Below are 14111 nucleotides of genomic sequence, written 5' to 3'. Positions count from 1 at the left end.
TCAGCCTTCAGCACCGACGGCGGGGGTTTTCAGGAGCAGTCCGTCGATATCATCCAGCACCCGGTGGGCCGAGAGAATGCCGTAGGCCTTGTTCCAGGTGTCATTGTTCACCTGGAACAGCTGGCCTTTCCCGCTGGCGCGAAGGGATTGCCATAGCGGGTTGTCCAGCCAGCTGCGGGCGTTCTGCTCCCCCTTGGCCGGGTCTTCCGACGCGAAGGTGAAATAGAACTGGATGTCAGCGTCCGCCTCGGGAATGCGCTCACGGGTCAGGGGTTCGGCAAAGCCCGTGGTGTCGTGCAGGGCGGGGCGGGCAAAGCCCAGTGACTTGATCAGGCCGGCGGCAAAGCTGTCGTTGTAATAGAAGCGGGCGCCGGTGACCTGGAAGCGGATCACCGCGGCTTCCTGTGACAGCCAGCCGGCGTCGTCCAAACGGGCCGCGAGTGACCGGATGTGCCGGTCAAGGTCGGCAAGCAGTTGCTGACCGTCGTCTTTCCGGTTGACCGCGTCGCTTGTCAGCAGCAGGTTTTCACGGAGCGCGCCATGGAAACGGTCGGCAAAGACCGTGGGCGCAATGGCGCTCAGCTGCGGATAAATGGCTTCCTGGCGGGATTTCAGGCCAAGGATCAGGTCTGGCTTCAGGCTGGCGACCATTTCCAGGTTGACCTGCTTTTCTTCCCCCACCACCGTGACGCCGTCCATGGATTCGCGGATGTGGGCAAACCATGTCTGCGCGGGATCAGCGGTATTGGAGCGCACCGCGCCCACCGGTTTGATACCCAGCGCCAGCAGGGTTTCCGTGGCCTCCGACGAGAGCACCACGATGCGTACCGGCGTTTCAGGCGCCAGGGTTTCACCCATGGCGTGTTGAACGGTGCGGGTGTTGTCTGAAACCGGGGGTTGTTGCTGCGTGTCGCTGTCCGTGCAGCCCGCCAGGGTCAGCCCGAGGCTGAGAATGGTCAGAAGTCGTGTGAAGGGTCGCATGACGCTCCTTGCCTGTAATGCGTAGCGGAAAGGAAAGAGACGGCCCGCCCTGCCGGAATGCAGGGCGGGAACGGCGATCAGAAGGTCGTGGTGAAGCCGACGTACCAGGTTCTTGGGTCTACGCTGTAGCCCCTTAACTCAACCTGCCCGGGAAGGCTTCTGTCGGTAATGTTGGTGATGCCTGCACGGAGCCGGAGCGAATCAGTCATCTGATAGTTTGCGCCCAGGTCAATGAGTGAATAGCCGTCAAGATCGACATTATCATCTTCACTGATTACCTGGTCACCAGTGTGGCTGGCGCGGACAAAGGTATTCAGCTTCGGGCTCGCCTGCCAGTTGAGTTTCACGGAAGCGTTCTGTCGAGGACGGTTTTCCAGAACTTTACCGGTGGTCTCGTCGCGGGCATCGGTGTAGGTGTAGTCACCGTGCAGCGACAGGGCGTCGGTCAGCGCCATGCGGCCACCCAGCTCAATGCCCTTGATCTTGGCTTTCTCGACGTTGGTGTAGGTGTAGACGTCGCGATCGTCCTCTTCACCAAGGTGATTGCCAAAGTCCCGTGCGATCAGGTTTTCCACGTCGTTCTGGAACACCGCCGCCTCGACTTCCCAGTTGTCCTGACGGTAATTGGCCGCCAGTTCATAGCTGGTGCTGGTCTCGGGTTCCAGATCCGGGTTGCCGATGATCCAGCAGCCGCCCTTGCAGCTGCTCAGGCGATATTCCTTGCTCAGCTGTCGCAGTGACGGCGCCTTGAAGGCTTCGCCCACGCCACCCTTGATGGTCAGGTTGTCCGTGAGGGTATGCACCAGGTAGGCCCGCGGGCTGTACTCGGTGCCGAAATTTTCATGGTGATCAATCCGGGTGCCGTAAGTCAGGGTCCAGTCGTCAGCCAGTTGCCATTCGTCCTGGGCGAACAGGGCTTTCTGGGTGACGTCGGCCTTGCCGGTTTCCAGGAAGTCACGGTCGTTCTCCAGTTCGTTTTTGCTCACTTCGCCGCCCAGGGTCAGGCGGTGGTCGCCCAGTTCGGTGGAAGCGCTGCCGTCAACGACTTGGGTTGTTTCCGTGGCGTAATCCCTGCGGTCAATGAGCACTGTCTGGTTTTGATCGTTCTTCTCTGTAGCTTGTTCGCCGATCTCGACTTCTTCACGGTAATAGCGCGCCTGTGACTCACCCCAGCTCCAGTCACCGCTGTGTGTCAGCGCAAAACTGTCACGCTTGACTTTCTGGTTGCTGGGTGTGAACCCCTTGGTGGATTCAATGAGGCCGTCACGCTTGTCATTGCTGTGGGTGATGTCAATGTCCAATGTCTGGTTGTCGTCGATCAGCCAGTTCAGGTTACCCGCAAGGTTCAGGGTGTCGCGCTCTTCCAGCGCGGTGACGGCGCTGCGGGAGCCGTCGTAAGGCTGCCACTTGTCCCTGTCACTTTTGTTAACAGACAGGTTCAGGTACAGCTTGTCCTCAATCAGTGCGCCGCCGGTGTTCAGGCCGATAATGGTTTCATCGCCGCCATCACTGCCTTCGGGTGTGGCGAAGTCGCTGCTCACGGTGGTGCGCCATTCATTGTCCGGCAGTTTGGTGATGATGTTGATCACGCCGCCCAGCGCTTCAGAACCATACAGCGCGGACATGGGGCCGCGGATGATCTCGATCCGTTCAATGTCGTCCTGGGGAATCGCGGACATGTCAAAGTCATTCCCGCGGACAATGGCGTTCGAGGAACTCATCTTCCGGCCATTGACCATGATCAGCGTGTAATCACTGCTCATGCCACGGATGCTGATGGTCTCCCGGCCAGCGCGTCCACCTTCCTTCCGGCTTTCGACACCGACGGCCTGCTTGACGATATCGTTGAGCGTCAGGGTTGGCTGAGACCTGATCTCATCGCTGGTAATGACCGACATTGACGCAGGCGCCGTGGCCAGGCTGTTTTCTGTCTTGGTGGCGGTGACGACGACCTGGTCAAAGACCAGCGGGCCACCGACCTGTTTCTTGTTGTCAGATTCTTCTTGAGCCATGACAGGCAGAGCGAAAGCAACAGCCATTGCCAAAAGGCATTGTGTGCCTGGGAAGTGCGACATTTGAGGGGATATCCTGAAAAGGTTTTCTAAATGAAAATTATTCGCATGTGCATTTTTGGGCAATTGCTGTTTGTACGTATGTGCAATAGGGGAAACCTGTGCTGGGCGATCGCTGGCATTGTGTTATCGAATGCGCGTAAAACCACATCTTTCAGGGCGGGGAGGATGTCAAGAGGATCACTCAAGAATACGGCTGAAAGCCGATAAATAAGCATAATCACTGTTGCTACCAGGTTTCAAAGGTCATGAAATTTGCTTCCTGCCACCTCTTCCTTTTACTGGCACTGAGCAGCCTTACCCTTTCAGCCGATACTGCCGGGGATTATCCTTCTCCCGGAGATTCCGCCCCTGAGCCATCCGCCACGCTTTCCCTGACGTCGGCAGAGGAGCAATACCTGCAACAGAAAAAGCGTATCCTCATGTGCGTTGACCCTGCCTGGCTACCCTTGGAACAGATCAGTGAAGCGGGCGAACACGAGGGTATTGTGGCCGACTACTTCGAACTGCTGAAAGCACGGACAGGCCTCAATATCGAGCTATACCCGACCAGGCAATGGGACGCCACGGTCGAGGCAGCGAAAAAACGGCAGTGCGATATCTTTTCAGCCGTGGCCGTTACCCCCAGCCGCCAGGAGTACATGCTGTTTACCCCGCCTTACCTGATGATGAAAATCGGCGTTTTCGCCAAGGCCGATAAAGCCATGGTGAAAAATATCGAAGCCAATCTTTCCAAAAAAGTGGGTATTGTTTCAGGCTATGCCACCGAAGAAATCATCATGAACCGCTACCCGGATGCAGTGCTGACAAAAGTCAAATCCCCACAGGATGGATTAATGAAACTGTCCAGCGGCGAAATTGACTATTTCATTGATTTTATCGTTTCTTCCCGTCACTACATCAAGATGATGTCACTCACGGACATCAAGCTGGCAGGTAAAACAAAGCTTCAACTGCGACTGGGCATCGCCAGCCGCAATGATGAGCCCCTGTTGGCTGATATCCTGGCCAAAGCCCAAAAGACTATCCGTCAACACGAGGTCGATGCCATCAGCCAAAACTGGCTGGATCACAAATCGCGCAAACCCTCGAATGACCTGCTGCTTCCCGGCCTTATTGGCATCACAGGCATCATTACCCTGCTGCTGATTGTATGGTTTCGCAGGGTAACCAGGCATGACCCGCAGGCTTCTGACTGAGTTGTGAACAATGTCCGGTGTAGGTATCACGACAAGAAGCCGGTCCTTTTCAACAAAGATAACGCCCCCATCAGGATCGCTAAATTCTGTAGCTGAAAATGACCTGGTCGCCCTGGTCTGTTGTTCTGTTGCCCTGAATGTTGTCTGAAACTTCAAGCTGTTCTGTTTGTGTGCGCAGTTGTTCCAATGCATGAACCCATAAATCCAGTCTCTCGTCGCATCCGGGCTTTTAACGCACGCCGGATAATCAGGGCGATACGTCATGGTATGGAATCCTGTTTCCGGGCAGGGGGCGTCACTGCTCGTTGTTGGCACCGGTTTAAAGAGAGTGTGACAAGGGGCTCTACAAAGAGTGGAATTTCGTAGAACTGCTGTTGCAGAAACTGAAGCAGTTTCGCCGCATAGCCAATCGCTACGGGAAGTCAGGACAGAACGACTTTGGAAGCTTCATTTAGCAGTCAGTGTGATATGGCTAGCGTAATTGTGAATACACCCCCTGATCTTCACACGTCTGGTATTTTTTCTCGAACGCGAACCAGGAGATTTTTTTGACCACGATTTGGCATAAAAAAGTACCGCCTGACAAGAAGGCTTATCAGGCGGTATAGGCTTTCTATACCAGATATATTTCCCTACTTATCAGGCTTGTTTTCCAGCTTTCAGGTCTGTTTCCCAACCTGATAAGCCTGTTTCCCAACTTGACAGGGTATCCGGCAGCTGTCCTTGTTACGCAGCAAAATTCGCAGCAACGAATTCCCAGTTCAGTAGCTTCCAGAAGGCCGCCAGGTAATCAGGGCGAACATTGCGGTAGTCGATGTAGTAAGCGTGTTCCCAGAGGTCGCAGGTCATCAGGGGGGTCTGGTCGGTGGTCAGCGGTGTGGCGGCATTGCTGGTGTTGACAATGGCAACAGTGCCGTCAGTGTTCTTGACCAGCCAGGTCCAGCTGGAGCCGAAGTTGTTGACCGCGCTCTCGGTGAACGTCTGCTGAAACGCTTCAAACGAACCGAATGCGGCGTTGATGGCGTCTGCCAGTTCACCTGTCGGCTCGCCTCCACCGTTGGGGCTCAGGCAGTGCCAGTAGAACGTGTGGTTCCAGATCTGGGCTGCATTGTTGAAAATGCCGCCTTCAGAGGTTTTGATGATGTCTTCCAGGCTCTTGTTTTCCAGCTCGGTGCCTTCAACCAGACCGTTCAGCTTGACCACGTAGGTGTTGTGATGCTTGCCGTAATGGTAGTCCAGGGTTTCTTTGGAAATATGGGGCTCCAGGGCGTCCCGGTCGTAAGGCAGGGCGGGCAGTTCGAATGCCATATTTGATATCTCCATTTCAGGGTTGGCTAAATACGGTCTGCACATCCAACCGATAACACGCCTCTTTCTGCGAAGAGTGAATGCTACGGGGCGATGTGAGCTTTTTAGCCTGCGGATGATAGCATTGGGCGACAGCCTTATCTACGGAGTTCGCGCAGGGTTATTCGGGCAGATGGCTGTCATTTTCGTCAGGCTGGGTAACCTTCTGGGTGGTTACCCGTACCCGGTATCTGTCATGCAACTACGCGTCCGCGATAGATGCGGGTTTTTGTTGTAATCGAATGGTCAGGCAGAGCAGAGTCCCGTTGGTTATTTGTTACAGTGGGTGCACCAGGAGTCACGGTGGAAACGTGTTTGTCCAGATCCTGTTCTGTAATAGTAAAACCGGCCAGTTGAAGGAATTGCAGCGCCGTTGTACGAGTGGTGCGATCCCGTGTTTGCTTCACCAGGCGGTGTATTTCATCGATCGTCTGATCGGAACTGAAACGGATGTTGATATCAAACTCTGCCTTGATACGGCGTCTCAGGACCTGGAGCAGGTCGATCATCTGCTTGGTGTATTGAACCGTCATGCGATACTCCCCCCTTGGCTTCAGTGTGCACTGTTATCTAAGCAATTTTGGTTCCAGCTTTAATGTGTGTGGGGCCAGGGGGAAGGCGAGTGCTGGTTTTTGCCATTTGATGATGCAACAGAACGGTGTGCTGCACTGATCAGGTGCGTGAAGCGCTGTATTGGGTCTCCAGTCGCTTTGCACTACAATGGCGGCCATTGTTGTATCAACACTCTTTCCCAACGATTTGTGAACACGGAATGACAATGCATTCAGATGACCGGGATGATCTCGATAATTTGCCGAGTCTCTCACTGTCTGCCGATGAGGTTACGGAACGCTCGTCGGCATCCCGCGCTGGTACAAAGAAAAAAACGGTACGTGAACCGGCAAAAGAGCCGTCCACTGGCTCTGCAGGCACTGGATTGTTTTTGATCCTGTTGGGATTGCTGCTGGCCGTGGGCGGGTTTGGTTATTTCCAGATTACGGCGCTACAGGATGAACTGCAGGCGACCCGCAGCCTGGTGGCGGCGGCAGAAAAGCAACTGACGGATGTCTCTGGCGCTGTTACAGAAACCGGGCAGACGATGAGCCAAAGCGATCAGCAGGTTAAGTCAGAGTTGAAGGATATCAATTTTGAAATCCGTAAACTCTGGGATCTGGCGAACAAGCGTAACCGCAAGGATATTGATGCCCTCGAGAAACAATTGGCCGACAACGCCGCGACCCTGAAAACGCTGAAAGCTGCTGCAGAAAAAAACAGGCAGTATTCAGGGATACTGGAAAAGACAGTATCCAGGCTGGAGCTTATGGAGCGTCAACTCAAGGGTATCAGTGCAGATCTGGTAGCCAATACTTCTGCATCACGGGAAGAACTGGGTATGCTGACGACATCGGTTGAAGGTTTACGGCAAGAGGCCGGTAAGGTGTTAACCGATGTTACGTCGCTGAAGACAGAAATGAAGCAGCAGGCGAGCCTGACAAAAGAAGCGTCACGCTCCATGGACAGTTATCGGCAGCAAATCAACAAGCGATTGTTGCAGCTTGAGAATGCGGTCAGGGAAGTACAGCAGGGAAGTAACGATGGTGGTTTGACGCCGACTTTGTAAACGTAAGTCGCTGCATGAAAAGCCATCGGTGGTGATGGCTTATCATGCATTTATCAGGAGTGAGACGCTGTTTCGTGCACCCCGGCACTTGGCGGTGGTAATGAACCAAAACTGTTCAGGTGTTCCAGTAGCTGCCGGCTTTCCAGCTCTTTCTCAAATCGCAGCTCCCTGGACTGATGGTTCCAGCTTTCCTTTGCCAAGGCGTGTGTTTTGCGCTTTGGGCCACACGCGCCACATTCCCTGCACTCGATTCGGTAGCTGAGCAGATAACCGGCTGAACCTATATGTATGCTGCCGCAAAACGGGCAGTTCTCCAGCTGGTATCTCATAGGCACCCCCTCTTCTATCCCTTGTGGTGGTTGTGCGTACTGCACACTACAACAAGTCACAGCGTTGGGTTTACTGCACGGCTTTGCTACTTCATTTTGATGAACGTATTTTTTAGTGGTTGGTTCAATATATTGGTGTTTTTGATTTTCTTTGCACAATATATTGTGTGCTTTGAACTAGTCTAGGTCGTTGCGAATAATTTGCAAGTTTTTGCTCTGCGCAGTTATGGTGCAAAACTATTGTTGATTCCCATCAGTTCGATTGCATCACTGTCAGGCGTGTTTCTGTTCATTTTGCTCACTGACGTGGAAATCACTTACCATATCGGCCTTATTAAATTGGCAGATTCAATAATGTCTTCCTTTCCAGGCTTTTGTGCGTTGCGGACCTTGTGCATGCTGGTGGTAAGTCTTTTCCTGTTAAATGGTTGCTCCAGTACAGGAGAAGGGGAGGTGACTGGCAATTTAATAGAAGCAAATAAGTCTAAACCGCTAAAGGCTGGTGAATGGCAAGTAGATAGTGATCCTAAAACGGTTTCACAGGTGCTTAAACACGGCAAAGGATTATTGTTGCCGGTGTTAAAAGTCACAGACCAAAACCTGCTGATACCGGACTATCGCACGACACTTACATTATATGAGCACCTTCAGAACAGGGCGGGAATGGATCTTGTGGGTGTCGGTAATACCATGAAGTTTTATTACCGGTTGGTTTCGGCGGTAGAGCATCGATGTCCGGAAGATGCGGTTGATCCCTTGCTGAGTTGCTCGCTCACGGCCTGGTTACCCCAATGGTTCAATGGTTGGCTGAATGGCGAAGGTGTTCACGACAACGCCATGATACTGGCATGGCTTGATGAGTTGGATGATGTGAATTATCTGATCGTGCCGGATCAGTCGCTCTTGTCTTCGTCGGCGTTGATGCATCTGAAATACTCTCCGAATTCTGATCCTGTGGTTGATCAGGAACCGTCTGTCCGATGGCGGGAAATTGCCGGTTATCTGGATCCTGCTTCATTAAGTCTTGTGATTCGCTACCAGCGTAATTGTGAAGATGACTGGTGTTGGAATTATCAGGGTTTGGCTAACTGTGTCATGCCAGTTCGTTCCGCACAGTCCAGGAAAGGGCGTCTTGATGCACGGGAGCAGGCCTGGCAGTCATTGTTATCAGGCTGCGCCTCTGTTACGCCTGTGACCGTTCTGCCGTAGAACTCACACAGTTTCCAGCCCGCGTCACAACACATACTCACGGTTGTTTACGGATTTTAACTCGACTTCGTTGATGGTATTACTTATCTTGTACCGGATTTCATGATCTTGCCGAGAAATGCCTGTAAAGTGGTCTCTATGAACCCGAATTATCTGGACTTTGAACAGCCAATCGCTGAGCTGGAAGCAAAAATCGAAGAACTGCGGCTGGTAGGGTCGGACAATGAGCTCAATATCAGTGCAGAAATTGCCACGCTCGAAGAAAAGTGCCGAACCCTGACTTCAGGCATTTTCAAGGATCTTTCCTCATGGCAGGTTGCCCAGTTGGCCCGCCATCCCCGTCGTCCCTACACGCTGGACTATATCAAGGCGGTTTTTGACGACTTTGATGAGTTACACGGTGATCGTCGTTTTGCGGATGACAAATCCATTATCGGCGGTATGGCGGAACTGGATGGTAAGCCGATCATGATTATCGGCCATCAGAAAGGGCGTGAAATCCCTGAAAAGGTTCGCCGTAATTTTGGTATGCCCAAGCCTGAAGGCTATCGGAAGGCTTGTCGGCTGATGGAAATGGCTGAGCGTTTTAAGCTGCCAATTCTGACCTTTATTGATACACCGGGCGCTTACCCGGGTATTAACGCCGAAGAGCGTGGTCAGAGTGAGGCGATTGCCTGGAATCTGGCGGTGATGTCACGCCTGAATACTCCAATCATCTCAACCGTGATTGGTGAAGGGGGATCCGGTGGCGCGCTGGCCATTGGTGTATGTGACCGGTTGCTGATGCTCCAGTATTCAACCTATTCCGTTATTTCACCGGAAGGATGTGCATCCATTCTCTGGAAAAAAGCGGATCATGCGGCTGAAGCCGCGGAAGCAATGGGTATTACAGCAAAACGCCTGCAGGAGCTGGGCTTTGTTGACCGAATTATTGAAGAGCCGTTAGGTGGTGCGCATCGTGATGTCGCCAAAGCGGCAGATTCTGTGAAACAGGCTCTAGTGCTAGAGCTGGAAGAGCTGTCTTCCATGTCTGTGGATGAGTTGGTAACCACCCGATATGAACGTCTGCAGCGTTATGGGGTCAAGTAAATAGCAGGATTTCAGTTTTACTGATCCGGTATTTGTCATTTGAGAAGCCGGCATGGCTACCACCATGCCGGTTTTTCGTTGTTGAGTCCGTGTTATGGATACCAATATGCATCTGACAGATGACGCTTTCTTAGAAAGGTTGCCTGAAATATACAGGGATAGGCGGCTGGTGGTTGGGCTCAGCGGTGGGCTGGATTCCACGGTTCTATTGCATCTGTGTGTAGCGCTAAGGGAACGGGGAATTATTCGCTCTCTGGAAGCGATTCATGTCAATCATGGATTGAGCCCCAATGCTGCTGAGTGGCAGGCGTTCTGCGAGACGATTTGTGATCAGTGCTCTGTGCCGTTAGTCTCTCGCCAGATTGTGGTAAAGCGTGGTACTGGGGATGGTTTGGAAGCATCGGCCAGGGCGGCACGCTATCAGCAGTATGAAGAAGTGCTTCGCCCGGGTGACTGTCTCCTGCAGGCCCATCACTTGAATGATCAGGCTGAGACTCTGCTTTACCGGGTGGTTAGAGGGTGTGGCGTGCACGGGGTTGCGGCAATTCCCAGGGAGCGTGCGATGGGGGAGGCAATGATTCTACGTCCATTGTTGGATGTATCTAGAGAAGCCATCCATGCCTATGCGCAAAAGCATCAGTTGGAATGGGTCGACGATGAATCGAATCTTGATACCTCCTATGACCGCAATTTTTTGCGGCATGATGTATTGCCAAAGCTGAACACGCGCTGGTCGGGTGCGCTGAAGAATCTGGGGCGTCTGGCAGAGGATGCCGCGGATGCAGCAGAATTGCTGGATCAGGTCGCAGAAGAGGATCTGCAACAGGTTTTGTCAGTTAATGGCATTCCCTACCATGCCGGCGTTCCAGTAATTGATATTGCTTGTCTAAAGCAACTGACTAACTATCGACAGCGTAATGTGCTTCGCTATTGGCTTCGATCCCAAGGTTATCCATTACCCGGCCGGGCGGTGATTCAATGTATTTTGGATGAGCTGATATCAGCAGCTCAGGATGCCTGTCCGGTTGTGAGCTGGGAAGGGTGTGAGGTCAGGCGACATGGTGGCGCAATAGTGGCCCTTAAGCCTTTGGATAATTTGCGGCCATTTTCCTGTCAGTTGGTGCTTTCTGCAAATTGTGATCTCGAGCTGCCTGGAAATGGTCGTATCTATGCTGAAAAGCAGGAGCAGTCATTGGTTTTATTTAGGTTCGATATCTCTGATCTTTGGCTCTGCTATCGTTCCGATATCATGGTTGCGCCATTCCGTCTGCCAGGTCGGACTGGTAGTAAATCACTGAAAAAGTGGCTCAATGAATTGGGTGTGCCTGCCTGGGTACGTGATCGCCTGCCGATCCTCCATCGATCCGGTGAGCTGGTAGCGATTCCTGGTCTGCTGGTCAATGCAGAGTATGCGGTCACGGGGAATGAGCCAGGTATTTCATACTGCTGGGAATCGCCTTTTGAAGGGCAATGGTGAATTTCCGTCGTTGTGGGCGGGCGGGATGTTTGGTATCCTGCAGTCCCATCTTTTTTCGTTAATACTTCCCATCCAGAAGGCAGATAAACTGCCTGCAAATTCAACAGGTTTTAAATGACACGCTACATATTTGTCACCGGTGGTGTCGTATCGTCGTTGGGGAAAGGCATTGCCTCTGCCTCGCTGGCGGCCATTCTTGAAGCCCGTGGCCTGAAAGTCACCATGCTCAAGCTGGACCCCTATATCAACGTTGACCCCGGTACCATGAGTCCTTTCCAGCACGGTGAAGTATTCGTCACCGAAGATGGGGCGGAAACGGACCTGGACCTGGGGCATTACGAGCGTTTCGTCAGAACGACCATGAGACAGGGGAATAATTTTACCTCCGGTCGTATCTACGAACACGTACTCAAGAAAGAGCGTCGTGGTGATTACCTGGGCGGTACGGTTCAGGTAATTCCTCATATTACCGACGAAATCAAGCGTCGTATTATCGCCGGTGCCGGCGATGCGGATGTGGCGCTGGTTGAGATCGGCGGTACCGTGGGTGATATCGAATCCCAGCCATTCCTGGAAGCGGTTCGTCAGTTAAAGGTAGAGATGGGTTCCCGTCGCGCCATGCTGATGCATCTGACGCTGGTTCCTTATATCAAGACTGCCGGTGAGCTCAAAACCAAACCGACCCAGCACTCTGTTAAAGAACTACGTTCCATCGGTCTGCAGCCGGATATTCTGATCTGCCGTTCCGAGCATCATATTGATGTCTCTTCACGCCGTAAGATTGCACTGTTTACCAACGTTGAAGAACGCGCAGTTATTTCCCTGCAGGATGCGGATTCTATTTACCGTATTCCCCGTATGCTGCACGAGCAGGGTCTGGATCAGCTGATCGTCGATAACTTCTCACTGGAATGCGGTGAAGCAGATCTGGGTGAATGGGATGATGTGCTGGATCGTGAACTGAATCCCACACGCGAAGTGACCGTGGCGATGGTTGGCAAGTACATGGAGCTGCTGGATGCCTACAAGTCGCTGATTGAGGCGATGAAGCATGCCGGTCTGAAAACCCGTACCAAGGTCAACCTGCGTTATATCGATTCTGAAGAGATTGAGCGTCAGGGCGTCGATGTTCTGGACGGTGTCGATGCCATCCTGGTTCCTGGTGGCTTTGGTAACCGTGGCGTGGAAGGTAAAATTGCCGCTATTCGTCACGCCCGTGAAAACAAGATTCCTTACCTGGGTATCTGCCTGGGTATGCAGCTGGCGGTGGTTGAATTTGTCCGTAACGTTGTCGGTATTGAAAACGCGGACAGCACCGAATTTGATGCTAACTGCGAGAATCCTGTCATTGGTCTGATCACTGAGTGGATGGACAGCGATGGTCAGGTTGAGCAGCGTAGTGAAACGTCAGACCTCGGTGGCACCATGCGCCTGGGTGCGCAGCAGTGTCGTCTGGTTGAAGGCACGCGGTCGTTCCAGGCCTATGGCAAGGATGTGATCAATGAGCGTCACCGTCACCGTTATGAAGTGAACGATCATTACGTGGATCGCATTGAAGCGGCTGGCATGAAGATCTCCGGGCGTTCTGTGGATCAGGCGCTGGTGGAGATGGTGGAGATTCAGGATCACCCCTGGTTTGTGGCCTGCCAGTTTCACCCGGAATTCACCTCTACGCCGCGTGATGGTCACGGCCTGTTCACGGCATTTGTTGAAGCGGCGCTGGCACACGGTGCTGGCCAGAAAGCCTGATTGGGGAACTGTCTCATGGATCAGAAAACGCTACGGGTTGCTGACATTGATGTCGCCAATGACCGGCCCTTTGTGCTCTTTGGTGGCATGAATGTGCTGGAATCCCGCGAGTTGGCGCTGGAAGTGGCTGGCCACTATGTGGATGTGACGCGCAAGTTGGGCATTCCCTATGTGTTCAAGGCGTCCTTTGACAAGGCAAACCGTTCTTCCATTGCCTCCTATCGTGGGCCGGGCATGGAGAAAGGGCTGGAGATCCTGCAGGAAATCAAGGACACCTACGGTGTGCCCGTGATTACCGATGTGCACGAGGTTCACCAGTGTGAGCCGGTGGCCAAGGTGGCCGATGTCATCCAGCTGCCAGCGTTTCTGGCGCGCCAGACTGATCTTGTTGCGGCCATGGCGGCGACGGGTGCGGTGGTGAATGTCAAGAAGCCCCAGTTTCTGAGCCCTTCACAGATGCGCAATATCGTGGACAAATTCCGCGAAGGTGGCTGTGAAAACGTCATGCTGTGCGAGCGTGGCAGCTGCTTTGGCTATGACAACCTGGTGGTCGATATGCTGGGTTTCCGTACCATGAAAGAAGTCAGTGGCGGCATGCCGGTGATTTTTGATGTCACCCATTCGCTGCAGTGCCGTGATCCGCTGGGTGAAGCGTCCGGTGGGCGACGCCATCAGGTCGCTGAGCTGGCCTGTGCCGGTATGGCGCTGGGCTTGGCGGGGCTTTTCCTGGAAGCCCATCCTGATCCTGACAACGCCCGTTGCGACGGTCCCAGTGCGTTGCGCCTGGATAAGCTGGAGCCTTTCCTTGGACGCATTAAGGCGGTTGATGAGCTGGTCAAAGGTTTCGCACCGCTGGATCTGAGTTAATCCATGATTCAGCTCTTGGGTAAGTATTGTTAAAATACGCCTGAGCGGAATATGGATAATGACAGGGTCGCAGAAGCGACCCTGTTTTTTTATGGCAGGAAAGAGACGATAGCTTAAGTACCCTGAAAGGGCGTCCGCTCTGTTAGCTGTTTTCAGCGCTGTTGACTGTTA

Annotated in this window: 12 protein-coding genes; 7 read left to right on the top strand and 5 right to left on the bottom strand. The window is 53.1% G+C overall.

The genetic code is table 11. The annotated features are described in order from the left end of the window. A complete protein-coding gene (locus tag AC27K1_RS17170; protein ID WP_487152023.1) occupies positions 1-981 on the bottom strand; it encodes an ABC transporter substrate-binding protein in 981 nt (326 codons plus the stop codon). Positions 982-1058: 77 nt separating this feature from the next. Continuing rightward, the gene (locus AC27K1_RS17165; RefSeq protein WP_487152022.1) at positions 1059-3056 is read right to left on the bottom strand and encodes a TonB-dependent receptor domain-containing protein; all 1998 of its coding nucleotides are present in this window, start codon (positions 3054-3056) and stop codon (positions 1059-1061) included. Positions 3057-3301: 245 nt separating this feature from the next. Between AC27K1_RS17165 and AC27K1_RS17160 the strand changes: the two genes are divergently transcribed. Then, the gene (locus tag AC27K1_RS17160) at positions 3302-4252 is read left to right on the top strand and encodes a transporter substrate-binding domain-containing protein (protein WP_487152021.1); all 951 of its coding nucleotides are present in this window, start codon (positions 3302-3304) and stop codon (positions 4250-4252) included. A gap of 726 nt (positions 4253-4978) precedes the next feature. On the opposite strand, the gene sodB is transcribed toward AC27K1_RS17160, so the two are convergent. After that, positions 4979-5560: a superoxide dismutase [Fe] gene (gene sodB, locus AC27K1_RS17155; RefSeq protein WP_487152020.1), complete on the bottom strand. Its 582-nt coding sequence runs from the start codon at positions 5558-5560 to the stop codon at positions 4979-4981. A gap of 233 nt (positions 5561-5793) precedes the next feature. Continuing rightward, complete coding sequence (locus tag AC27K1_RS17150; RefSeq protein WP_487152019.1) at positions 5794-6132, bottom strand: hypothetical protein; 339 nt, start codon at positions 6130-6132, stop codon at positions 5794-5796. 245 nt (positions 6133-6377) lie between these two features. On the opposite strand from AC27K1_RS17150, the gene AC27K1_RS17145 reads away from it, so the two are divergent. Further along, on the top strand, positions 6378-7220 hold the full coding sequence (locus tag AC27K1_RS17145; RefSeq protein WP_487152018.1) for a hypothetical protein: 843 nt from the start codon (positions 6378-6380) through the stop codon (positions 7218-7220). 53 nt (positions 7221-7273) lie between these two features. Here the strand turns inward: AC27K1_RS17145 and AC27K1_RS17140 are convergent, their stop codons facing one another. Next, positions 7274-7549: a Lar family restriction alleviation protein gene (locus AC27K1_RS17140; RefSeq protein WP_487152017.1), complete on the bottom strand. Its 276-nt coding sequence runs from the start codon at positions 7547-7549 to the stop codon at positions 7274-7276. A gap of 453 nt (positions 7550-8002) precedes the next feature. Here AC27K1_RS17140 and AC27K1_RS17135 point away from each other — a divergent pair, with 453 nt between their 5' ends. The 5 genes from AC27K1_RS17135 to kdsA all read left to right on the top strand — a co-directional run bounded on the left by AC27K1_RS17135 (position 8003) and on the right by kdsA (position 13940). Further along, a complete protein-coding gene (locus tag AC27K1_RS17135; RefSeq protein ID WP_487152016.1) occupies positions 8003-8758 on the top strand; it encodes a hypothetical protein in 756 nt (251 codons plus the stop codon). Between the two features lie 138 nt (positions 8759-8896). Further along, positions 8897-9847 carry an acetyl-CoA carboxylase carboxyltransferase subunit alpha gene (locus tag AC27K1_RS17130; RefSeq protein WP_487152015.1) on the top strand — a complete coding sequence of 317 codons (951 nt, stop codon included), beginning with the start codon at positions 8897-8899 and terminating at the stop codon, positions 9845-9847. A 169-nt stretch (positions 9848-10016) separates the two neighbouring features. Continuing rightward, positions 10017-11324 carry a tRNA lysidine(34) synthetase TilS gene (gene tilS, locus AC27K1_RS17125; protein WP_487152014.1) on the top strand — a complete coding sequence of 436 codons (1308 nt, stop codon included), beginning with the start codon at positions 10017-10019 and terminating at the stop codon, positions 11322-11324. 114 nt (positions 11325-11438) lie between these two features. Continuing rightward, complete coding sequence (pyrG, locus tag AC27K1_RS17120) at positions 11439-13073, top strand: CTP synthase (RefSeq protein WP_487152013.1); 1635 nt, start codon at positions 11439-11441, stop codon at positions 13071-13073. 15 nt (positions 13074-13088) lie between these two features. Then, positions 13089-13940 (top strand): 3-deoxy-8-phosphooctulonate synthase, encoded by an 852-nt coding sequence (gene kdsA / locus AC27K1_RS17115; protein WP_487152012.1) that lies wholly within the window; start codon positions 13089-13091, stop codon positions 13938-13940. The last annotated feature ends 171 nt before the right edge of the window (positions 13941-14111 follow it).

Source organism: Kistimonas ophiarachnellae, assembly GCF_057552235.1.
Note: the sequence above shows the minus strand (reverse complement) of the source record. Positions and strands in the feature narration are given on the sequence as shown.